Raw genomic sequence first — 23528 nt, forward strand, 5'->3', positions numbered from 1 at the left:
GGGATTGCATCCATGAATTCACTCGCGCTCGGCCTTTCCCGGCAGATGCGGATTGTCAGCGCGCTGACGATCCGAGAGGTCAGGCTGCGTAACAGCAAGCACGCTTTCTCGCAGTTGTTCGACCTGCTTGAGGCCGTCGTCTTCATCGTCGCGCATTTTATCATTTTTAAGTTTCTGGGACGGCATCTCCTTATTGGAGACAGCCTCCTGCTGTTCATCACCACCGGCATTCTTCCCGTTCTGTTCTTCCGAAGCATAAGTATACGAACATCTTCCGCGCTGGAGTCGGCAAAAGCGGTCACTAGCATCCCGTTTATTGAAGCCATCGATTACGCAATTGCACGTGGATTTGTGGAGTTCTTGTCCTTTACGCTGGCTTTCATCGGCTTTTTCGCGCTGATCGCCGCCTTCGACATGTCGCGCTATGCAGTACCCTTCAACCCGGTACCCCTCGTTCAGTTTATAGTTCTGATTTCGTTTTTTGCCTTCGGGATCGGCCTGATCAATTCGTTTTTGATTTTCCTGTTTCCTTTGTGGAAATTCATTTGGGGCATGTTTTCGCGCGTTCAGATTTTCTTCAGTGCGGTATTTTACATCCCGGAATACATGCCACCGCAGATTAAGAATATATTGTCCTACAACCCGATCATGCACTTTGTGGCTTTGTTCCGTACGGCTTTTTACCCGACATACCCAACGCATATGATATCGATGAACTACATGCTCGGTTGGACCTGTGTCGTGATGATACTGGGTCTGGCACTTGAGAGAACGCTTCGAAACCATCGAGCCCATGGCCATTGAACGCTCAACCAAACTGAGATGATCCAGCGACTCCTCCACGAGAGCGACATGCGATTAACATGACCGGCATCCCGTTGCGTTGAAGCGGTTCAGGAAGCCCGCTCCGTTCCGGCTTCATATCGCGGATGAGATACCTATCCAAACGGATAGATGATGCGGCCGATCAACCGAAACCTTGGATTGGACAACTCCCGGAAGAACAGGATCGGATCCTGGCGGAATATCGCCGCGTCATGACTGTTGCCAATTTTGGAGACGATCATTGCCAAGAGCGGTGTTATCAAATGCCTCCAGCCAAGAACGCCATAGGGGCCCCACGCCCGCCACTTGGGACCAGGGGAGTGCCGCGGCAGATCGGGCTCTCTTCTTGTTGCGAAGTACCGAGATATCCCCTCCACCGTTTCCTCAAATGAGAGGCTCTTTCCGCTCTGAGGATCAAAGTATCGTGGATAGAGAAGGTAGGCACCGGCAAACAACGCTTCGATGCTAAGGGCGCGCCCGCGGCGATCATTTGGCTGGCGATCGTCGGTCAGTCCCCAGCCAGCGTAGAACGGGCAGCCATAGACGGTCACCTTCAAACCTCGCAGCAGGGCCTCGAAGCCGGCGAGCGAGGTGATTGTATAGACGTGATCGACTGTTTCGAATGCCTGACTTAGCGAGAGAGGTTGCTTAATTATCTGGCAAAGATGCTGAACATCCTGAGGATCGGATTGGGCAAGACGAACGCGGTTGAGAATATCCGGATGCGGCTTGTAGATAATCTGCGCGCCCGGGTTCTCCCTGGCCGCCAAGCGCACCAGATCGTTGTTCGTCACGGGGGAGAGGCAGCCAAATTGAATGGATGCGTCGTCCTCGACCTGACCAATCACCAGGACGCGCTTTCCAGATTTCGGACCATAGAGGCGATCAAGATCGGCCCTGGCGCCGCTGTTGTATTTACTGACGCCGGTGTCGAGCAGGAACCGGATGCCCGCCGATGCACGCGCCAGAAGCTCCGGCGCGCCATCGAAATCATAGCAGCAAAGCAACCGCTCCAGATCGGATGGTTCGCGGCAATCGAAATAGGCCGTACCCTGGTCAAGTGCGAGGGACAAAGGCGGGGTGCGGCTGGCATTGGCCACGACCGAACGGATGAAGCCGTCTTCAATGTAGAAGACCGGGATATCATGCTCTAGCGCGAAGGACTTGAGCCTCTTTGGCGCCCGCAAGCTCCAGACGAAAATCTGAGGATCGGCCTCACGAAGAATTCGAGCCGCCCAGCCCTCAAAATCGGACTCACGCGCATACATCGGAACGAAAACAAATGCCCGATCGGGAAAATAGCGCTTGAAAAGCTCCTGTTTCCAACCGTGGATATGAAACGCATAGGTCGTAATCATCTTGGGCGGTTGAGACACAGCAGGCACCTCGCCAGCGAACGGTTGCTCAGAATGCAAATTCGCGGGTTGGTGTTGCTCAGACAAGGGCATCTGCTCGCAAGGCCATTTTCCGAACCCATCTCTTCAAAGGAGCAGAATCAATACCATCGAAAGCCAACGGCTGGAAACCCTGCTCACCAAGCCTGCGTCTTCAATTCAGGCGACACCAGCGCGCAACAGATCGTGGATATGGAGTATTCCACTCGGCAGCCCGGCATCGTCCACAAGGAAGAGTACGGTTACCTTCTGTGCCTGCATGATTTCCATGGCAGCGCTTGCTAACGAGCTACCTTTGATAACCCGTGGACTATGTGACATGACCGTATCAACGGTCTCAAGCAGCAGATCGTGTGACATATGGCGGCGCAGGTCACCATCGGTGATCACGCCAACGAGCTTACCTGTGTCGTCGGTGATTCCAACGACCCCAAAACCTTTCGACGACATCTGGATAACCGCGTCGCCCATCGCGCTGCCAAGCGGCAACAGCGGGATCGCATCGCCATCATGCGCCAACTCCTGAACGAGAAGAAGCTGCGAACCGAGCTTGCCACCAGGGTGGAATGTCTTGAAGTCCTGCGCGGAGAACCCGCGCCGCTCAAGAAGAGCAATTGCCAGAGCGTCGCCCACGGCCAACTGCAGCATCGCCGAAGTGGTTGGCGCCAGTCCGTGCGGACACGCTTCCTGCACCTTCGGCAGCGTGATGGCGACGCTGGAGTTGCGCGCCAGCAGGCTTTCGGCATTGGATGTGACCGAGACGACGGGAACATTGAAACGCTTGGCATAGGCCAGCATGTTGCCAAGCTCGACGGTTTCGCCAGACCAAGACAAGAGGATAAGCAGATCCTCGGACGTGATCATGCCGAGGTCGCCGTGGCTGGCCTCTGTCGGATGCACGAAATAGGCGGATGTCCCGGTCGATGCCATGGTTGCAGCGATCTTGCGGCCGATATGGCCACTCTTGCCAACCCCGGAAACGACCACGCGGCCACGGCCCCCTGCGATCAGTTCAACAGCATCAACCAGACTGCGCGAAAGTGCCGGATCGGCGGAAAACTGGGTTGCAAAGGCGCTGATGCCGTCAACCGCCGTCGCGATCGATCGCTTCAGCGATTCAATGACAATACCTTCCAGAGGAGTGTTCATATCGACTTGCCTGAGACCCATAAGTACCGCTCCAAACCACAACGAGGCATCCGGTTATAACCAGAGCGCTCTCAGATCAAACCAAAACGGCCAATTTGCGTTCGTTATTGACAAAACAGGAAAAACCACCAACCCTGGGAAGCGTGGAAGGGTACCTGCGGATCAGCTTGCGCGCTGCGCTATGATTTCGTCTTCCCCGAGGATCATCTGGCCCGGATTGCTGATAAACGCTTCCAGCGTCATCGTATCGAGAATATCAGCGATGGCATCGCGCACCGTTGTCATCGACCGGCGAACTTCACAAGTATCCGGATCGTTGCAATCGTCACAAACTTCGTAAGCCGTACGGCTGGCACAGCGGATCGGCGCCAGTGGGCCGTCCAGCGTTCGCACAACCTGCCCGATGCGGATTTCGGATGCCGGCCGCGACAGCGAATAACCGCCACCAGGCCCCTTTTTCGAGCGCAGGATGCCGGCGTTTCGCAGTTCCAACAGAATAGTATCGAGAAACTTCTTCGGGATATTGTTCCGGCTTGCGATCTCGGTAATGAAGGCTGTCTCGCCCGGATCAAGCCGCGCCAGATCGACCAGCGCCTTCAATCCGTATTTTCCCTTTTTGGTCAGCATCGCAGTTCGCTCTTTGAACAAACAGGCACTGAAACCGCGCCTGTCTGCAGATTGCCATCACATGACCCGGCATACCACATGGGAAGCCGTGCCAATATACCGATTTAGTGAAAAAATGGCCAAACTGCGGTTTCTGCGGAATATTTATGCCTCACGCCGCCGCGTAGGCGGCGGGTGTGACCAAAGATGCCGATACCGGCAGCGGAGAACGCTGCGAAACCATCAACTGGCGAACGGCTGCCCTCGCCTCGTCGGCCGAACGAAAATGCCGTGAGTCGAGATCCCAGACATGGTATTTGACAGCGACGAACTTCAACCGGCCCGCATCCGGAACCACGACACCGACAGCTTCCCCGCCGAATTCTATAACCTGCTTGCTCATGGGATAATGCTCCTGCCGCGCCTTGGCGCGGATCATTCAAATCGTGCAACATTCAAGGAAAAGACTGCGTAGAATTCACATTCGCCAGAAGGTGCGAATGCAAAGGTCTTTCGTTGTGCGACAATGGGAATGTTTGCCGCGGAAAGTGGCTATGCGGGCATTGTCAGACATGGCTCTCTCCTTCGGCAAAGGCCCGGCGGGATGCTCCCGGGCGTGTTACAGGTCTCCGCTCTGGCTCCTGCCATCAGCGAATAACCACAAAATATGGTAGACCACAAATTTAGTCAATTAAATTTGTCTACCTGCGAAAAATAATACTACTTCATTCGTCATTCCAGCCAAACGAAGCAAGGCTTGTTCATGATCCGGGACATCGTAGAATGAAAATCTAGTTTTCGTAGAAATCCGAATCGCGTTCACCGCCATTATGTAGGCTCTCCATGAGACGAAAAAAGGGCAGCCGAAGCTGCCCTTTTGATTTTTTCCATTGAGAGACCGATCAGCTCTTGGCGAGCTCGGTTCCCGGTGCGCGGGTCGCCTCGCGGTCCTTCCACCAACGGCTGAGGAACAGAAGGATCGGGCCACCGATATAGATCGACGAAGTTGTCGCAACGACGACGCCGAACACCATCGGCCAGGCGAAAGGCTTCACCGGATCGCCACCCCAGATCGCCATCGGCAACAGCGACGCGAGAATAGCGACAGAGGTAAAGATGCATCGCATCACCACCTGGTTGATAGACAGGTCGATCAGGTCGGTAAACGGCATCGTCTTGTACTTACGCAGGTTCTCACGCATACGGTCATAGACGACGACCTTGTCGTTGACCGAGTAACCAATCAGCGTCAGCACCGCCGCAATAGCCGTCAGGTTGAAGTCGATCTGCGTCAGCGCAAAGAAACCGATCATCTTCGTAATGTCGAGGATAAGGGTAACGATTGCACCCACCGCGAAATGCCACTCGAAGCGCCACCAGATATAGAACAGGATCGCCACCATCGCGAGGCCGACGGCGAGGAAGCCCGAACGCGCCAATTCCGCACTGATGGTCGGCCCGACCACTTCGGTACGCTCGAAAGCAGCACCCGGGATGGCCTCAGCGACGGCACCCTTGATGGCGTTCAGAGCAACCGTCTGCTCCGCCTCACCGCCCGGCTGACGCTGGACGCGGATCAGAACCGACTTGCCCTGATCGAAATCCTGCAGCGCCACTTCACCAATGTTCAATTCCTCGAGCTTGGGCCGCAATGCGCCAAGGTCGAGCTGCGTCTGCGAGGTTGCCTCGACTTGAATACCACCGACGAAGTCGATGCCGTAGTTGAGGCCAGGCGTGAAGAACAGCACGACAGAGCTGGTCGACAGGAACGCCGACATGCCGATCGCAACGTAACGGCCGCGCATGAACGAGAAAGTCGGGATCGCAGGAACCTTGCCGAAGATCGAATGGATCTCGATCTTCTTTAGCTTCTGACGCACAACCATCTGGTACATCATCAGGCGTACGACGGTGATCGAGGTGAACATCGAGATGACGATACCGATCATCATGGTGATGGCGAAGCCGCGGACCGGGCCAGTGCCGAACATGAAGAGCAGGATGGTGCCAACCAGCGTCGTCACGTTGCCGTCAACGATTGTGGCAAATGCCTTGTTGAAACCGACATCGAGGGCCTTCATCGCACCCGCGCCAGCCGCCGTCTCCTCACGGATACGGGCGTTGATGAGAATATTGGCATCGACGGCCATCCCGATACCCAGAATGATACCGGCAATACCGGGAAGCGTCAGCGTCGAACCCAGCATGCCGAGCACGGCGATCGTCAATACGGTGTGCAGGACGAGGCCGATATTGGCGATCACACCCCAGGATGTGTAGAGCACCAGCATCATAACGACGACGGCGGCAAAGCCGGCAAGACCGGTATAGACACCCATGCGGATGGAGTCGGAACCGAGATTTGGACCGACGGAGCGTTCTTCGATGATGGTCAACGGGGCCGGCAGGGCGCCGGAGCGCAGCAGTGCCGAAAGGACAGTTGCTTCCTGTGCGGTGAAGTTACCGCTGATCTGGCCCTGGCCGCCAGGGATCGGTTCGTTGATGCGCGGCGCTGTCAGAACCTTGCCGTCGAGAACGATGGCGAAAGGCAAGCCGACATTATCGCGGGTGATTTCGGCAAACTGACGTGCACCCTGGCTGTCAAACGTGAAGGAAACGATTGGTTCGTTGGTCTGCTGGTTAAAGCCGGCCTTGGCGTCTGCGAGACGTTCGCCGGAAATCGCAACCCGGCTTTCGACAGCGTATTTCGCGCCATCATTGGTGCCCGGCAGGATGTCAACGCCGCGCGGCGGTGTCGTGGTGTTCGGGTCGACCGACGTGTCGACCATATGGAAGCTCATCTGCGCGGTCGAGCCAAGCAGCTGGCGCAAGCGTGTCGGGTCCTGCAGGCCCGGCAACTGGACGAGAATACGGTCGGAACCAACACGCTGGATCAGCGGTTCGGCAACGCCGACTTGGTCGACGCGGCGGCGGATGATTTCAAGGCTCTGATCTACAGCCGCCGTCATACGCTCGCTGAGACCGGCCTCTGTCAGCTTGATGGTGATCGTATCGTCAGCCGTCGTGACGTCGATATCGGAGGTTGCCGTACCGAAGCCGAGCGTACCCGCCGGAACGGCAAGTTCCTGGATCTTCGGCATGATCTTGTCGCGATCGGCCTGATCGGGGATCTTGACGGCGATGGAATCACCGGCAATGCGAGCCGAGGATGTTGGAAGCCGTTCGGTGCGAAGCGCACCGCGGATATCGTCGAGCAGCGTGTTAAGACGCGCTTGCCGCAGGCCGGCCGCATCGACCTCCAGAACCAGATGGGAGCCGCCCTTCAGGTCAAGGCCGAGCGTAACCGGCTTGACCGGCAGGAAAGAAGCATATTGCTGCTGGACCGAGGCCGGCAGTACGTTGGGCAGCGCCGCGAGTATCCCAAAAAGGGTAACCGCGACATAGGCCAGAATGGCCCATTTCGAAGTGCGCATGTTGAGGTTCCATTATAGTCCGCGTTCCTCAGGCAATGCCCAGGACAGCGGATGTGATGCGTAAAGGAAATGTTGCGCTGACGCGCTAGGACTGCCCGCAAGGACAGTTATCAGACGTTGGACGCAGGTGGTCCACGTACACGAACAATACCGCCAGGCGCGGCGGTGAGAACAGCTTCCGAAAAAGCTGCAAGGGACATGCTGCCGTAAAGGACAGTAGCAACCAAAACCGGTGCCGGAAGCAGCAATGGCCCCGGCCCACCCGGCGAGGCTTTGCCATCGGCCCTGTCAGCGGTAAAGCGCAGATCTGCAACGGGAAAAGCCCGTACGATGTGACGCGAAAGGGCGGTATCGGACGTGCCGCTTTCCGGAATGGAGAAATTCCCGGCGCCTTGCTGCGTGGCAAACCGCGACGAAAAACCTTGCGCCGAAGCAACGAACTGCATGGCAATGGCAGCTGCCAGAATCCACAGCACGGCAAAAAGCTTGCCTGCCTGGCTCCTGTCGATGCTGTTGCCGTTCATGCCCATCGAGGACATTGTCCTTCCCGTTGGCGTGCCATTTTCACAGCAGGTCGCCGAATTGCACGCCGATTCACCGTTCAAGCGGGCCTAAAAACCATCGCCCGGCGCCAAAGTCAAATCTTACCATCAGTCACGTCCGTTGAACATCCTTGAGGCTGCCGCTCTCAGGCCGTGACCCCAGCGGTTCGCGTCTGGTGGATTTCAATCAGCGAAGGACCGCCGCGTTTGCGTGCGTCCATCAGTGCCGCGCCCAGATCGCCCGCCTTCGACAGCCGCACCGCCGGTACGCCATAGGCGCTGGCGGCGAGCAGGAAATCCGGGGCGGATGGCTTTACGCCTTCCGGCGTGATCCCGGATTCAACCATGAAGCTCTCGATCTCCTGGTATCCGTCATTGTTCCAGACGGTGAAGATCACATTTGCGTTGATATCTGCCGCCGACCCAAGTTCGGCCAGCGAGAACTGGATTCCCCCATCGCCGACAAGGCAGATGACCGGGCTTTCCGGATCAGCCACAGCCGCACCGACAGCTGCTGGTGGCGCATAACCCAGCGCACCGAAACCGGTTGCTGAGTTGAACCAGCTCTTTGCCCGCGGCGCGTCGCAATAGAGATTGCCGGCGTAAACGGCCTGAGTGCTATCCCCAACGATCACCGCATCCGGCAAGGCTTGATAGATAGTGTCGATCACGGCAATTTCCGCCCGCATCTTTGCGGTCAGCTCGGCCATCGCTGCCTTGCGGGTTGCCGCTGCACGCTCTGCAGCCCGTGCCGCGGGTTTTGCGGTAAGGAATACAAGGATGCCGGATATCGCCGCCTTGGCGCCCGACAAAATGGAAAGCGCTGCATGTGGCCCGCGCGCGAGCTGTGCTGCGTCGATATCGGTGCGGATCAGATTTCCGAGGATCGGGAAGCCGCCATCCGCATACATATCGTAGTCGGTCTGTCCCATCTCGGTTCCGAGTGCGATCACCAGGTCGGCATCGGAAATCAGCGAGCGGACGGCCTTAAGGCTGGGGCTTGCCGGAACCCGGAGCGGATGACCAGCGAGCATGCCACGCGCATTGACGGTCATGACAACAGGCGCGCCGATGCGCTCAGCCAGCTCTCGAATTTCAGCTTCGGCCGTGATTGCGCCGCCGCCACAGAGAATGACCGGGCGTTGCGCATCGCCACAGAAAATGGCGGCTTTCTGCAGTGTTTCAGCATCAGCTCGCGGACGGGTCGCCGCCGCTTTGCGGAGTGGCGGCGTGCTGATGCGCGCCGTCATCACGTCGGTCGGGATTTCGATATGCACCGGCCCCGGCCTACCGGAGGTGAGGATGGCAAAGGCGCGCTCGACCACGGGACCAAGATCAGCGGGGTTGAGCAAGGTCTGCGAATAGAGCGCCAGCGTCTTGATCATGCCGTGCTGGTCAGGCAGTTCATGCAGCAGTCCACGGCCATGGCCGAGGGAATCGCGGCGGTTGACGCCTGATATCACCAGCATCGGGATCGAGTCCTGCCGCGCCTGCGCCATCGCTGTGATGGTATTCGTCAGTCCCGGCCCGGTGATGACCAGCGCCACACCTGGCTTGCCGCTGACCCGGGCGTAACCATCGGCCATGAAGCCAGCGCCCTGTTCGTGGCGCGGCGTCACATGGCGGATTTTTGAAGCCGCAAGGCCGCGATAGAGCTCGACCGTATGCACACCCGGAATGCCGAACACGACTTCGACGCCATTGGCCTCAAGCAGATCGACCAGCACTTCACCGACGGTTTTCAGTGCCTCGCTCATGCCCGGCGCTCCTTAGGCATCTGCAGCCGGATCGCCAGCTTGGTGATGCGCTGGCAGGCTTCCTGAATGACGGTATCCGGCACCGTCAAGCTAACGCGCACGAATGAGGTCGCCTCATTGCCGAACGAAGCACCCGGCATCACTGCGACATGCTCCTGCTCCAGAAGCATCCAGGCAAAGGCTTCACCCGTCAGGCCAGTGCCTGCCACGTCGATCAGGGTGAACATACCGGCTTCCGGCGGCAGCGGCACGATACCGGGCACATTCGACAGCCCCTCGACGATCAGGTCCGCCCGCGTCTTGTAGGACGCGCGCATAGCAGCGGACGTGCCGATTTCATGGGTCAGCGCATAGGCCGTCATGTCGGCGATGAAGGGCTGAACGCCGAAAAGCATGGTTTCGGATACCGGGAGCAAACGGCTGGCGAATTCAACGGGGCCGATCGCCCAGCCGCTGCGGAAACCGGGCGCGGCGTGCGACTTGGAAATCGACGATACGACGATGGTGCGTTCGGCAAGGTCCGGATCGTCAAAGGGTGAGGCGAACGGGCCGTTGAAGATCAGCTCCTCATAGACCTCGTCGCAGACGATCCAGAGATCATGCTTGCGGCAGATATCGCCGATCGCCTTGATCTCATCCGCGGTCAGCACGGCACCAGTCGGATTGTGCGGCGTGTTGAGCAGCAACACCCGGCATTTCGAGGTGATCGCCTTTTCAAGGTCGGCGGCCTGCATGTGAAAGCCATGCTCGGGCTTCAATGGCACGGTGACGCGATGAGCGCCGGTCGACTGGATGACCCCGTCATAGGTGGCATAGAGCGGATCGCCGACCAGCACACCGTCACCCGCCTCGACCAGGCCGAGCATGACCGCAAACAACGCGGTCTGCGTGCCCGGGAAGCAAAGCACGTTTTCCGCCGTCACATCCGCGCGGCGCTTGCCGTAGCGGGCGGTCAGCGCATTGACCACCGAGGGCTCTCCACGACCATTGGAATAGCGGTAACGTCCAGCATTCATCGCCCGCTGTGCTTCAGCCAGCAACGAGGCATCCGGCGGCATGTCGGGTTCACCAATCGTCAGCTGGATGACCTCCGTGCCGCTTGCCTGCATCTGCCGTGCGCGGATGTGCAGCGCCCATTTTTCCGATCCGAGATCGGCCAGACGGTCGGTGATCGATGAATAGCGCATAGGAGCCTCCTGCCCTCAGTCAAAATATTGCGGCATCCCTGCCAAACGGCAATCCCAACAGGGCCTCGCTCGACGACAATGCGATTGCCACAAGCTCGGCCTCTTCGAAAAGCTCGCCGGCAAGGCAGGCTTCCAGCCACAACCCGTCTATCATGCCATTGATGGCAATCGCATGGCGGCGGCAATCTGCCTCCTCCGACGGCCGACCTTTCGCCTTCAGGAAATCGCCGATCAAGCCCTGCAAATCATTGCGGAAACCGAGATAGCCTTCGCGGTGGATGGCGGCAAGCTCCGGATCCAGCCGGACCTGGCTGATGAACGACGCCCAGAGCGACAGGCTGCGGTCATTGGCAACCGGCGCCGTCAGGTTGAGCGTGATGAAACGCTTCAGCCGTGTTCCCGGATCGCCCGAAACATCGGATGCCTTGGCCGCAAATGTGGCGAGCACCGAGCGATAGGCCTCCTCCACCATCTGGTCCTTGGACGCGAAATAATGCCGTACGAGACCGGCGGTGACGCCGGCCCGGATGGCGATCTGGCGGACGGTCGCACCGCGCAGGCCAAGCTCGGCAATCGTATCGAGGGTTGCCTCGATCAACTCCTGCCGCCGCTCTCCCTCCGGTGCGCGATGGAACGTCCGGCGGCTCATGCGGCTCGCCGCAGGACCGGCCGGGTCAGGCAGGTCGGGCCGCCTTCGCAGGCGATACACAGCGCGTCAGCCTCGAAGGTCTCGACCTTGCAGCCCGCCGCTTCCATCGCCGCCTTGGTCTTGGGGAAACCGGCGACCATGATGACTTCGTTCGGCCGGACCGGCAGCACGTTGAGGCTCAAACCGTTGCTGGCATGAAACTCGTCGGCCGGCGCCTCGATCAGGGTGATGCCCCATTCTTTCAGGAGTTGGTAGAACGACGCCGGCAACAGCGGCGCGAACACCAGCGCCAGATCGCGCGACAGCGGGCTCATCACCGACATCAGGTGCAGGCAGGCTTCCTCGCCATGCCAGAGCGGCAGGTCGTAACCCAGCACGGTGATGCCGTGCGGAGCGAGCATTTCCGTCAGCTGGGAGATGCCCTCCTCGTTGGTGCGTACGCCGCGGCCGACAACAAGCGTTTCGGCATCGAGCCAGATGCAGTCGCCGCCCTCCACGGTTCCCGGTGAAACGATGCGGCCGAGGATCGGGATGCCGGCCGCCTTGTAGGCCGCTTCGTGCAGCGCTGTTTCCTTTTCGCGCAGCGGCTTTCCCATGCGCAGGAGGATAGCGCCATGATCGGACATCAGCGACGGATCATGTGTGAACATGGCATCGGCGAGACCATCGCCCTTGTCCTCCAGCCAGAGGATTTCTGCACCGGACTTTTCCACCAGCCGCGCAAATTCCGTATACTGGTGCACGGCCTTCTCGCCGTTAAAGGTGGGGCCATAGTGCCATTTCGCAGGATCGGCAGCGGCAAGGCTGGCGCCTGGCCGGCGCATCAGCACGCGTGTCAGATTGGCCGACATTTCCTGCGAACCATAAGCCGTCATCGTCTACTCCTGTTGGAAAATCATTCATCTGGCGGGGCTGCCAAAAAAGCAGCGTCGAAATTATTATACGGTTGAATAATTTCTGCACAAGTGCCACGATGCGCTTCATGGAACAGCGTGACAGGCAAAAATGCCGCACGACAGACTAAACAGGGGAACTGTTTTCATGCGTTCAGATTTGGCGACCTGTCTCGACAGGACAGACTTTTCATGACGAAACCAGCCCAGGCGATTGCGGTCACAAACCTCCACAAACGTTTCGGGCCGCTCGAAGTGCTCAAGGGCGTTTCACTGACTGCAAATGAAGGCGACGTCATCGCCATCATCGGCGGCAGCGGTTCGGGCAAATCGACCTTCCTGCGCTGTATCAACATGCTGGAACTGCCGACATCCGGTTCGGTCACGGTGCATGGCGAAACCATCGCCATGAAGAAAGACGGTCACGGCGGCCTGATGCCCGCGGACCGCAAACAGGTGCAGCGCCTGCGCACCCAGCTCGGCATGGTGTTCCAGAGTTTCAATCTCTGGCAGCACATGACCATCCTCCAGAACGTCATCGAAGTTCCGATCCATGTGCTCGGCAAATCCAAGGACGAGGCCACGGCCACCGGCGAAGCGCTTTTGCGGCGCGTCGGCCTGTTCGAGAAACGCGATGCCTATCCGGCCTTCCTTTCCGGCGGCCAGCAGCAGCGGGCGGCGATCGCCCGGGCCTTGGCGATCCAGCCGCTGGTTATGCTGTTCGACGAGCCGACTTCAGCGCTTGATCCGCAGCTCGTTGGTGAGGTGCTGACGGTCATCGGTGATCTTGCCAAGGAAAAGCGCACGATGATCCTGGTCACCCACGAGATGAAGTTTGCCCGCAACGTTGCCAACCACATCGTCTTCCTCGCCGATGGCGTCATCGACGAACAGGGAACGCCGGACGAAATCTTTGGAAATCCGAGGTCCGAACGCCTGAAGAAATTCATCAGCTCCATCCACTGAAACCACGAAAACCAAAAAAGGGAACAGCATGAAAAAGACGCTCAAAACCATCGCCTTGTCGCTCGCCCTGGGCATTGTTGCCGCCGGCGCCGTCGCCGCCGAACCCCTCAAGGTCGGCTTCGCGGCCGAGCCCTACCCGCCCTTCACCTCGCCGGATGCCTCGGGCAACTGGGAAGGCTGGGAAGTTGAATTCGAGAAGGCCATCTGCGCGGAAGCCAAGCTTGAATGCGTGATCACGCCGGTCGCCTGGGATGGCATCATTCCGGCGCTGACCTCGAAGAAGATCGACATGATCATCGGTTCGATGTCGATCACCGAGGAACGCCTGAAGACCATCGATTTCTCCGACAAGTACTACAACACTCCGACCGGCGTCATCGGCCCGAAGAGCGAGAGCTTCGAAGCCACACCTGAAGGTCTGAAAGGCAAGACGATCGGCGTTCAGGTTTCGACCATCCACCAGGTCTATGCCAACAAGTATTTCGGTGAAAACGGCGCGACCGTGAAGGAATATCAGACGCAGGACGAAGCCAACAACGACCTCGCCGCCGGCCGTCTCGACGCCGTCCAGGCCGACAGCATCGCGCTCGGCGCATTCCTGAAAAGCGATCAGGGCAAGGAATGCTGCGACCTGAAGGGCATGGTCAAGGATGATCCGGCCATTCTCGGTGCCGGTGTCGGCATCGGCATCCGCAAGGGTGAGGACGAGCTGAAGGCCAAGCTGAACGCCGCCATCAAGGCAATCCGCGCCAACGGCACCTACGACACGTTCTCCAAGAAGTATTTCGACTTCGACGTTTACGGGCAGTGATGCGGCCGACAGAGCGGCTCAACGCCCCTCATCCGGCCTATCGGCCACCTTCTCCCCGTTTGTACGGGGAGAAGGAACTTGCGGCAAACTCCGTCATCCCCTCTCCCCGCCTGCGGGGAGAGGGTTAGGGTGAGGGGCAACCACCGAGGCAAAGACCAAGTTTCATGGCCGATCCTGTATCCTTCATAAACTGGAGCCTTCTGGCACTGGAACCGCCCGGCTGGGGTGGCGTGCTGTTGCGCGGCCTACTGAATTCCATCCAGATCGCCATCGGCGGATACGCGTTCGGGCTGCTGCTCGGCATCGGCGGTGCATGCGGCAAGCTTTATGGCGGCCCGATCACCCGCGACCTGATGGAATGTTACACGACGATCGTGCGCGCCGTGCCGGAACTGGTGCTGATCTTGCTTCTCTATTACGCAGGCACCGACGCCCTCAATTATGTGTTGAGCCTCGTCGGAATCGGTGAGGTCGATATCAGCGGGCTGGTCGCCGGCATTTTCGTCATCGGTGTGGTGCAAGGCGCCTATACGACCGAGGTGTTGCGCGGCGCGATCAAGGCCGTGCCAGCAGGCCAGATCGAGGCGGCGCGCGCCTACGGCATGTCACCCACCAAGGTGATGACGCGGGTGACCCTGCCTGCCATGCTGCCCTACGCCATTCCAGGGCTTTCCAACCTCTGGCTGATCGCCACCAAGGATACGGCTCTTCTTGCCGTCGTCGGTTTCTCCGAACTGACGCTGGTCACCCGTCAGGCGGCCGGGTCGACCAAGGCCTATCTGCTGTTCTTCTGCGCGGCCGGTGTGCTCTACCTGATCCTGACGCTTGTCTCCGACTTCTTCATCAAGATCATCGAGCGCCGGGCACGGCGCGGCTTCGTGGAGCAGTCATGACCGAGACGCCCACCACCGACGTCACCACCCATGCCATGGCGATCACGCCGGAAGACCTGCCGGCGGCAGACAGCTTCTTCAAGCCGCATCGCATCGTCCTGCTCGCTATCGCGGCCGGGTTGGTCTTCTGTATCGTCTGGTTCATGCGCTGGGACTGGATCCCGCAATATCTGCCGCGGCTCGCCAACGGAATTCTGGTGACGCTTGCCATGCTGTTCAGCACGGCGATCCTCGGCTTTCTTCTCGCCGTCCCGCTCGGCCTTGTGCAGGTCACCGGCCCCTGGCCGCTGAAGGCACTGGCGAAGGGTTTCTGCACGATCATTCGCGGCACGCCGCTGTTGCTGCAGCTCTGGCTTCTGTACTACGGGCTTGGTTCGCTGTTTCCGCAGTTTCCGGCGATCCGCCAGTCGTTCCTGTGGCCATACCTGCGCGAATCCTGGCCCTACGGTGTCGCGGCACTGACGATCTCGTTTGCGGCTTATGAAGGTGAAGTCATGCGCGGTGCCTTTGCCGGGGTTCCCGCGGGCGAAATCGAGGCGGCGCGCGCCTATGGCATGAGCCGCTGGACACTGTTTCGCCGCATCTGGCTACCGCGCGCCATCCACCGGGCGCTGCCGACACTCAACGGTGAAACGGTGCTACAGTTGAAGGCAACGCCGCTGGTTGCGACCATCACCGTCATCGACGTCTATGCCGTCATTTCCAAGGTGCGGCAGGATACTTATATCACCTACGAACCGCTTCTGCTGCTGGCATTGATCTACATGTGCCTGACGGGCATTCTTGTCTTCGCCTTCCGTTATCTTGAAAATCGCATACCAACCCGTGGTGCCTGACATGACCTTGAATGTGAACCTGACCAACGCGATGCCGGAACTGGTGGCCATCCGCCACGATCTGCATGCCCATCCCGAACTGGGGCTCGAGGAGGTCCGCACCTCCAATTTCGTCGCTACGTGCCTTGAAGGCCTTGGCTATACCGTGACGCGGGGCCTCGCAAAGACTGGCCTTGTGGCAACGCTGAAGAACGGCACCAGCAACCGTTCGATCGGTATTCGCGCTGACATGGACGCGCTGCCGATCCTTGAGGAAACCGGGCTCGACTACGCGTCGAAGACACCCGGCCTGATGCATGCCTGCGGCCATGACGGCCACACGACCATGCTGCTGGGCGCTGCCCGCGCCATCGCCGAGCGCAAGAATTTCGACGGCACCGTGCACCTCATCTTCCAACCGGCGGAAGAGAATTTCGGCGGCGCCAAGATCATGATCGACGAAGGCCTGTTCGACAAATTCCCCTGTGACGCCGTCTTTGCGCTCCACAACGAGCCCGGCCTGCCCTTCGGCCAGTTCGCTTTGCGGGAAGGCCCGATCATGGCTGCCGTCGATGAAGCGAAGATCACCGTTCACGGCCTTGGCGGACACGGTGCCGAACCGCAGGAAACCGCCGATCCGATCGTCTGCGGCGCATCGATCGTCATGGCGCTGCAATCGATCGTGTCGCGCAACATCCACCCGATGGACCCGACCGTTATCACCGTCGGGTCGTTCCACAGCGGCTCGGCCAGCAACATCATTCCGGAACGAGCCGAAATCGTCGTCGGTATCCGCTCGTTCGATCCGAAGGTGCGCGACGAACTGGAACGCCGCATCCGGCTGATCGCCGAAAATCAGGCGGCAAGCTATGGGATGACGGCAACGGTCGACTACAACCGCAGCTACGATGCCACGATCAACCACAAGGCTGAAACCGATTTCGTCCGCGATCTCGCCATACGCTTTGCCGGAGCAGACAAGGTTGTCGATCTCGAACGGGCCTTCATGGGCAGCGAAGACTTCGCCTATATGATCAAGGACCGGCCGGGCACCTATTTTTTCCTCGGCTCCAGCGTCACCGGAACTGAAAAATCGCTGCATCACCCCGGCTACAATTTCAACGACGATCTCCTTCCGATCGGCGCCGCCTTCTGGACCGAGCTGGCGGAAGCCTATCTCGCCCGGCCCTAACCGGTCCAAAAGAAAAAGCCGCAGGAAGGGACATTCCTGCGGCAAGTCGGGACAGTGTAAGCAGTCGATCGCCAAAAACGATCAGTCGAAAGATCGGGCCTGCACGCGACCGCAAAGATTTGACGGGTGGTGCAGGCCATCAGGATCGAAACCCGGCAAAGACACAGTTGGCATCGTGCAACGGGACCGTTCGGCAGGCTTCGTTCTTCGATACACCGACCATAGCCGCCAGGATTTTCAGGCCGCTTAAAACGACTGTTAAAATTTTACGGATGTCGCATTTCAGGACGACCACCCTCAAGCTCCCCGACAACGGATGAAGAATCTGCGGCCTGAATCTGGCCGATGCAACTATGCCGCAGGTGGGCGATTGTCGCAGTGTGACATCATGGTTGCAACGATGTCATTGATTTTTTGCGGCATTGAGCCAGACTATGATCGCAAGGGTTCGGCGCCATGCTCATCCGCCACGGCCGGGGACAAACCGTGGCGAACGGACAGGCCAAGAGACGGCGGCCAGACCCTCGAAAGGATTGTACCGTGTTCGAGAGTTTTGACGCGACATTGCTCGCCCGTATCCAGTTTGCCTTTACGGTGTCGTTTCACATCATCTTCCCAGCCTTCTCCATCGGCCTTGCGAGTTTCCTCTGCGTGCTCGAGGCGCTGTGGCTGTGGAAAAAGGATCAGGTCTACATGGACCTGTTCAACTTCTGGAAGACGATCTTCGCCGTCGCCTTCGGCATGGGTGTTGTTTCGGGTATCGTCATGTCCTACCAGTTCGGGACCAACTGGAGCGTCTTTTCGGACAAGGCCGGGCCGATCATCGGGCCGTTGATGGGTTATGAGGTACTGACCGCGTTCTTCCTCGAAGCTGGCTTCCTCGGCGTCATGCTGTTCGGCCTGCACCGGGTCGGACCGAAGCTGCATTTCCTCGCCACCTTCATGGTCGCCTTCGGCACGCTGATCTCGGCCACCTGGATCCTTGCCGTCAATTCCTGGATGCAGACGCCAGCCGGTTTCGGCATGAACGAGGCGGGGCAGTTCATTCCGCTCGACTGGTGGAAAGTGGTCTTCAACCCATCCTTCCCCTACCGGCTCGTGCACATGGTGCTGGCCGCCTACCTCACCACCGCCTTCGTCGTCGGCGGCGTCGGCGCTTGGCACCTCCTGAAGAACACCGCGCCGCGCCGCTCGCGCACCATGTTCTCGATGGCCATGTGGATGGCGACCATCGTCGCACCGATCCAGATCATGGCCGGCGACTTCCACGGCCTCAACACGCTGGAACACCAGCCGGTCAAGGTCATGGCGATGGAAGGGCATTTCGACAGCCATCCCAACGGCGCGCCGCTGATCCTGTTCGGTATCCCGAACACGGCGGAGAAGCGCATCGATTACGCGATCGAGATCCCGAAATTTTCGAGCCTCATCCTCAAGCATGACCTCAACGCGCCGCTTGCCGGTCTCGATACTATCCCGGACAATCTCGAGCCGCCGGTCGCTGTCGTCTTCTGGTCCTTCCGCGTCATGGTCGGCATCGGTTTCGCCATGCTCGGCATCGGGCTGTGGAGCCTGTGGTGTCGGTTCAGAGGTACGCTCGACAGCGCCGACTGGCTGCATCGGGCGGCCGTCCTGATGGGGCCTGCCGGTTTTGTCGCCGTGCTCGCCGGCTGGATCACCACCGAGGTTGGCCGCCAGCCCTATACGATCTATGGCCAGCTCCTGACGGCGGACTCGATCTCGCCGGTCGCAGCGCCTGCCGTCGCCGCCTCGCTGATCGCCTTCATCGTCGTCTATTTCTTCGTCTTCGGCTCCGGCACCTTCTATATCCTGCGGCTGATGAAGCGCCTGCCACGCGATCCAATGCCCGATCTTGACGACGGGCCGATCAGGACCTCGGGCATCATGCCAGGACCCGCGACCGGACATACCCATGGGAGCACACATCATGGCCATTGATCTTCCCTTCATCTGGGCTGCCATCATCGCCTTTGCGGTGCTCGCCTACGTCATCCTCGACGGCTTCGACCTCGGTATCGGCATCCTCTTCCCGTTCTTTCCGGAAAAACGCGACCGTGACGTGATGATGAATTCCGTCGCCCCGGTCTGGGACGGCAACGAGACCTGGCTGGTGCTCGGCGGCGGCGGGCTGATGGCGGTGTTTCCGCTGGCCTATTCCGTCATCCTGTCTGCTCTCTACGCGCCGATCATCGCCATGGTGCTGGGCCTCGTCTTCCGCGGTGTCGCCTTCGAATATCGCTGGCGCACCAAACGCGGCGAGTTCCTGTGGAACTGGGCCTTTGCCGGCGGGTCGATGGTTGCAGCCTTCGCGCAAGGCGTGGCACTCGGCGCCTTGGTGCAGGGTATCCCGGTGGCCGACCGTGCCTATACCGGCGCCTGGTGGGATTGGCTGACGCCGTTTTCCATCGCCACCGGTTTTGCCATCCTGATTGGCTACGCGCTTCTCGGCTCGACCTGGCTGGTGATGAAGACCACCGGCGAGTTGGCCGAGAAAGCCCGCAGGATCGCGTTGCGCACATGCTTTGCCACCGTCGCCGCCATGGGTATCGTCAGCCTGTGGACGCCGTTCCTCGAGCCGATCTACCTGGAGCGCTGGTTCAAATGGCCGACTGCGATCTTCAGCTTCATTGTGCCGGTGCTGGTGCTGGGTTGCTTTGCGCTGCTGCTCATGGGAATTCGCGGCAAGCGTGATGTCCAGCCGTTCCTGGCCGCACTGGGGCTTTTCGTGCTCGGCTTTGCCGGCATCGGGATCAGCTTCTATCCCTATATGGTACCGCCATCGGTGACCATCTGGGATGCGGCAGCGCCGGACTCGAGCCTGGCCTTCCTGTTGTGGGGGGCGGCCTTCCTCGTGCCGATCATCCTGATCTATAGCGGATATGCCTATTGGGTGTTCCGCGGCAAGATGGATCCGGAAGAGGGCTATCACTGATGCCGGACGAAAATAGCGTTTCGAAAAAGCTCCTGTGGTTCGTCGGCCTGTGGTTTCTGGGCGTTCTGACCGTCACCATCATCGGCTTTGCCATCAAACTCTCGCTCGGCGCATAACGCGCCGTGCATCCTGCCTCTCCATGCAAAGCTTCGCTCAAGTTTCCTGCGTTATCCCTAAACCACACGTCAGCAGGCAATGGCTTCCGCCGAGAGACAGGACCGCACCCTCCTCTTCGCAGAAGGTACTTGTCTGCTGATGTGACCATTTTCCGGATTGGTCACGGCAGTGATGGTCCGGCAAGGACCGCTGACGTCACGAGGCAAGCCATGACCAAACTCTCGATCTGCATTCCCGTGGAAACCGCCACGCAGGATGTGCTGCCGCTGGTGACGCTGCTGCTGGAAAAACCCAGCGAGAATTTCGAGATCGTTATCGCAAAACCGGCAGATGTCGCGCTCCCAGGCGCCATTGCCGAACTTGCCGCCGACAGTGCGCCGATCGTGATTGCCGATGTCGCCGCAGGCTCAACCCGCCAGCATCTCTGGCGCCACGCCGTCTCGGCCACCAAAGGCGATTGGGTGACATTGGTCAATCCTGGCGACGTCATCGAAAGCGACCTCGCAACCATGGTCGCCTTCCTTGAAACGACGTCGCCCAATGTCGATGCGCTCGCATGGAATGCCTTTCAGATCGATCGCCATGCTGAGCCCGGCAACGCGAGCTCGGTCGCCATTCCGGCCAGCTACCACATCGAAAAACTCGACAAGACCATCATGCTGAAGGCTTTTTTCTACTGGGAAAACAGCCTCAACAGCCCGAAAATGCCGTTCGGCCTCTATCATGCGGCGATCCGCAGGTCGCTTCTGGATGCACTGTTGCAATTACCGGAGCTGCAGGACTGGTCGACGCCGGTACCGCAATATGAATGGGCGGCCAAGGTTCTTTTGTTTGCCAATGAACTGGCCTTCTGCGCCAGACCGATGTCGGCCATCAACCTCGTCCCATTTAGCGCTGAGCCGCCGCTTCATCCCTGGAATTTCCCCTTCCATTCCGGCCTAGGTATCGCCGGAGCAGTGGCGGAGGTGCAGTTTCATGTACTGCGCGAGCTTGATACGCCTTGGTCCGGCGGCGGCGAAGCCTTTGTGCGTGCGCTGATGATCGACTGCATGATGGAAACCAGCCGCGAGGCCTACAAGAACAAGGGCAACGCCTATTTCGCTGCGCTGAAAGAGTTCGAGGGCGGCCATCTCGCGCCGTTTTTCCGTCCCGAATTCCACGAGGTACGGCAAAAGGATCACCGGCGTGGCTTGCATGACGGTGTACTGCTGATCGATCGTTTCGTTGCTGGCGCACGCGACGCCACGGAATTCTATACGACAGTCAGACTGATGATGGCGCCGGTCGAGCTGATCTGTGGAGGCGCCCTTTACAGCAAGGACACCAAGGCCGCATGAACCCGACCGTGTCGAGAATCTCCTATACCAGGCCCTCGATTACCGAGCTAGAAGTTGCCTACGCCGCCGACGCCGCCACCAATGGTTGGGGGGACCGCTGCTACGACTACATCATTCGTTTCGAGGACGGTTTTCGCCAACACCTTGGCGTCAGCCATGCGATCGCCACATCGAGCTGCACCGGCGCGATGCACATGGGCCTGGCAGCCCTTGGCATCGGGCAAGGCGCCGAGGTAATTCTCGCCGATACCAACTGGATTGCCACGGCGGCCCCGATCGTCCATCTCGGCGCCACGCCGGTCTTCGTCGATATCCTCCCTGACAGCTGGTGCATCGACCCGACCGAAGTCGAGCGCCACATCACGCCAAAGACCAAAGCGATCATCGCCACCCATATCTACGGCAATCTTTGTGACATGGACCGGCTTCTCGATATCGGCCACCGTCACGGTATTCCGGTCATCGAAGATGCGGCCGAAGCGATCGGTTCCGAATGGCACGGCCGCCGCGCCGGATCGATGGGTACGTTCGGAACCTTCTCCTTCCACGGCACCAAGACACTGACGACGGGTGAAGGCGGCATGTTCGTCACCAGCGACGACGCCCTGTTCGAAAAGGTACTGACGCTCAGCAATCACGGCCGCGCCCGCTACCAGAAAAAGCAGTTCTGGCCGGATGATATAGGCTTCAAGTACAAGATGTCGAACATCCAGGCGGCACTCGGCTGTGCTCAGCTTGAACGCGTCGATGGCCTGATCGCCCGCAAGCGCGAGATTTTGGCCAGTTATGCCGAAAAATTGAATGCCTTTCAGGGCATCAGCCTCAACCCTGAAAACACCGGCACCATCAACGGTGCCTGGATGCCCACCGCCGTCTTCGACCGCGACATCTGTATCACCCGCGAAATGCTACAGCAGGCTTTCAGCGCCGCCAATATCGACGCGCGCGTGTTCTTCCATCCGCTGACCAGCCTGCCAATGTTTCAGGAGCAGCGCAGCAACCAGCATGCCTGGGATATCCCGGAACGGGCCATCAATCTACCGAGTTATCATGACATGACCGAAGGCGAGATCGGACGAGTAACCGATGTCATCGTCAGCCTCATCCACAGCCGGGCAGCCGGCGAACCACCCCTGGCGAAATCCGCTTGAAACATCGGCGCATCACCCGCCGCCGGCCACACGGCCCCAGACAGCCGTCTTGAATGACAAAGGTACCGCATTCCATGACAACCAAAGACGATCGCCAGGAATTTGAAGCGCACAAGCAGGAGATGTGCCTGGCGCTTGGCAAGGATACGCAACTCTTCAAGCAGTCGCTCGATACGATGATTGCGCTGGATACCTACGATTACTCCTATCTCTGGAGCTGGATGGGCGTACCGATTATCCAGCTGCCGGCCGATATCATGGCGACGCAGGAGATCATCTGGAACACCCGGCCCGACATCATCATCGAAACCGGCGTCGCGCGCGGCGGCTCGATGATCTTCATGGCCTCTCTGCTGGCGATGACCGGCAATGACAAGGGCAAGGTGATCGGCGTCGATATCGACATCCGCGCCCATAACCGCGACGCGATCGAGACCCATCCGATGGCGAGCCGTATCGCGCTTATCGAAGGCGGCTCCGTCGACGGCAGCACCCTGCAGGCCGTCCGTGATCTCATCCCTGACGGTGCAAGGGTCATGGTGGTTCTCGACAGCGACCATTCCTACGACCACGTGCTGGCCGAATGCCGCGCCTATGGTCCCCTTGTGACGCCCGGTTGCTATCTGGTGGTCGCCGATACGGCCGTTGGGCATGTGGAAGAAGAACAGTCTCCGAAAAAACGCTCGAAATCCTGGTTCCGAGGCAACGATCCTTTGACTGCCGTCAACGACTATCTCCAGGAAAACGACCGCTTCCAGGCCGATCCAGTGATCAACGGGAAGCTCGTGTTGGCATCGTCTCCGGGCGGATACTGCATCCGTCTACCCGACGCCGCCTGACACGCAGTCTTCATTGCT

At 59.3% G+C, this 23528-nt stretch carries 21 protein-coding genes; 11 read left to right on the forward strand and 10 right to left on the reverse strand.

Annotated elements, in window-relative coordinates:
* The first annotated feature begins 12 nt into the window (after window positions 1-12).
* Window positions 13-804, forward strand: a complete 792-nt coding sequence (locus ACSQ3J_RS05715) for an ABC transporter permease (protein ID WP_060500498.1) — start codon at window positions 13-15, stop codon at window positions 802-804.
* Between the two features lie 134 nt (window positions 805-938).
* Here ACSQ3J_RS05715 and ACSQ3J_RS05720 read toward each other — a convergent pair whose 3' ends face one another.
* From ACSQ3J_RS05720 to ACSQ3J_RS05765, 10 genes are all read right to left on the reverse strand, one after another.
* The gene (locus tag ACSQ3J_RS05720) at window positions 939-2183 is read right to left on the reverse strand and encodes a capsular polysaccharide export protein, LipB/KpsS family (protein ID WP_244481809.1); all 1245 of its coding nucleotides are present in this window, start codon (window positions 2181-2183) and stop codon (window positions 939-941) included.
* Window positions 2184-2378: 195 nt separating this feature from the next.
* A complete protein-coding gene (locus tag ACSQ3J_RS05725) occupies window positions 2379-3389 on the reverse strand; it encodes a KpsF/GutQ family sugar-phosphate isomerase (protein ID WP_436038874.1) in 1011 nt (336 codons plus the stop codon).
* A 141-nt stretch (window positions 3390-3530) separates the two neighbouring features.
* Window positions 3531-3995 (reverse strand): RrF2 family transcriptional regulator, encoded by a 465-nt coding sequence (locus ACSQ3J_RS05730; RefSeq protein ID WP_060500504.1) that lies wholly within the window; start codon window positions 3993-3995, stop codon window positions 3531-3533.
* A gap of 151 nt (window positions 3996-4146) precedes the next feature.
* Complete coding sequence (locus tag ACSQ3J_RS05735; protein WP_060501359.1) at window positions 4147-4377, reverse strand: hypothetical protein; 231 nt, start codon at window positions 4375-4377, stop codon at window positions 4147-4149.
* A gap of 499 nt (window positions 4378-4876) precedes the next feature.
* Window positions 4877-7408, reverse strand: coding sequence for a protein translocase subunit SecD (gene secD / locus ACSQ3J_RS05740; RefSeq protein WP_060500505.1), 2532 nt, complete (start codon window positions 7406-7408; stop codon window positions 4877-4879).
* Between the two features lie 110 nt (window positions 7409-7518).
* Window positions 7519-7947, reverse strand: coding sequence for a hypothetical protein (locus tag ACSQ3J_RS05745; protein ID WP_060508760.1), 429 nt, complete (start codon window positions 7945-7947; stop codon window positions 7519-7521).
* A gap of 149 nt (window positions 7948-8096) precedes the next feature.
* The gene (locus ACSQ3J_RS05750) at window positions 8097-9707 is read right to left on the reverse strand and encodes a 5-guanidino-2-oxopentanoate decarboxylase (protein WP_060500509.1); all 1611 of its coding nucleotides are present in this window, start codon (window positions 9705-9707) and stop codon (window positions 8097-8099) included.
* Entirely contained in the window at window positions 9704-10894 is a 1191-nt protein-coding gene (locus ACSQ3J_RS05755) for a pyridoxal phosphate-dependent aminotransferase (RefSeq protein WP_060500511.1), read from the reverse strand. The genes ACSQ3J_RS05750 and ACSQ3J_RS05755 overlap by 4 nt, the downstream gene beginning before the upstream one ends.
* Window positions 10895-10913: 19 nt before the next feature.
* Window positions 10914-11543, reverse strand: a complete 630-nt coding sequence (locus tag ACSQ3J_RS05760) for a TetR family transcriptional regulator C-terminal domain-containing protein (protein ID WP_060500513.1) — start codon at window positions 11541-11543, stop codon at window positions 10914-10916.
* The gene (locus tag ACSQ3J_RS05765) at window positions 11540-12418 is read right to left on the reverse strand and encodes a dimethylarginine dimethylaminohydrolase family protein (RefSeq protein ID WP_060500515.1); all 879 of its coding nucleotides are present in this window, start codon (window positions 12416-12418) and stop codon (window positions 11540-11542) included. Before ACSQ3J_RS05765 ends, ACSQ3J_RS05760 begins: the two co-directional genes overlap by 4 nt.
* A gap of 210 nt (window positions 12419-12628) precedes the next feature.
* Between ACSQ3J_RS05765 and ACSQ3J_RS05770 the strand changes: the two genes are divergently transcribed.
* From ACSQ3J_RS05770 to ACSQ3J_RS05815, 10 genes are all read left to right on the forward strand, one after another.
* Window positions 12629-13402: an ABC transporter ATP-binding protein gene (locus tag ACSQ3J_RS05770; RefSeq protein ID WP_060500517.1), complete on the forward strand. Its 774-nt coding sequence runs from the start codon at window positions 12629-12631 to the stop codon at window positions 13400-13402.
* A 28-nt stretch (window positions 13403-13430) separates the two neighbouring features.
* Window positions 13431-14213, forward strand: a complete 783-nt coding sequence (locus ACSQ3J_RS05775) for a transporter substrate-binding domain-containing protein (protein ID WP_060500518.1) — start codon at window positions 13431-13433, stop codon at window positions 14211-14213.
* A 164-nt stretch (window positions 14214-14377) separates the two neighbouring features.
* Window positions 14378-15106, forward strand: a complete 729-nt coding sequence (locus ACSQ3J_RS05780; RefSeq protein WP_060500520.1) for an ABC transporter permease — start codon at window positions 14378-14380, stop codon at window positions 15104-15106.
* The gene (locus ACSQ3J_RS05785; RefSeq protein ID WP_112834483.1) at window positions 15103-15942 is read left to right on the forward strand and encodes an ABC transporter permease; all 840 of its coding nucleotides are present in this window, start codon (window positions 15103-15105) and stop codon (window positions 15940-15942) included. The genes ACSQ3J_RS05780 and ACSQ3J_RS05785 overlap by 4 nt, the downstream gene beginning before the upstream one ends.
* Window position 15943: 1 nt before the next feature.
* A complete protein-coding gene (locus ACSQ3J_RS05790; RefSeq protein WP_060500521.1) occupies window positions 15944-17113 on the forward strand; it encodes a M20 aminoacylase family protein in 1170 nt (389 codons plus the stop codon).
* 540 nt (window positions 17114-17653) lie between these two features.
* Window positions 17654-19072: a cytochrome ubiquinol oxidase subunit I gene (locus tag ACSQ3J_RS05795; RefSeq protein WP_060500523.1), complete on the forward strand. Its 1419-nt coding sequence runs from the start codon at window positions 17654-17656 to the stop codon at window positions 19070-19072.
* Window positions 19062-20066 (forward strand): cytochrome d ubiquinol oxidase subunit II, encoded by a 1005-nt coding sequence (gene cydB, locus ACSQ3J_RS05800; protein WP_060500528.1) that lies wholly within the window; start codon window positions 19062-19064, stop codon window positions 20064-20066. Before ACSQ3J_RS05795 ends, cydB begins: the two co-directional genes overlap by 11 nt.
* A 326-nt stretch (window positions 20067-20392) precedes the next feature.
* Entirely contained in the window at window positions 20393-21520 is a 1128-nt protein-coding gene (locus ACSQ3J_RS05805) for a hypothetical protein (RefSeq protein ID WP_060500530.1), read from the forward strand.
* Window positions 21517-22671 (forward strand): DegT/DnrJ/EryC1/StrS family aminotransferase, encoded by a 1155-nt coding sequence (locus ACSQ3J_RS05810; protein ID WP_060500531.1) that lies wholly within the window; start codon window positions 21517-21519, stop codon window positions 22669-22671. The genes ACSQ3J_RS05805 and ACSQ3J_RS05810 overlap by 4 nt, the downstream gene beginning before the upstream one ends.
* A 74-nt stretch (window positions 22672-22745) precedes the next feature.
* Entirely contained in the window at window positions 22746-23510 is a 765-nt protein-coding gene (locus ACSQ3J_RS05815; RefSeq protein WP_060500532.1) for a cephalosporin hydroxylase family protein, read from the forward strand.
* Window positions 23511-23528 lie beyond the last annotated feature (18 nt).

Origin of the sequence: Rhizobium sp. LjRoot98, assembly GCF_964252935.1 — a bacterium.
In the GTDB taxonomy this organism is placed as follows: domain Bacteria; phylum Pseudomonadota; class Alphaproteobacteria; order Rhizobiales; family Rhizobiaceae; genus Pararhizobium.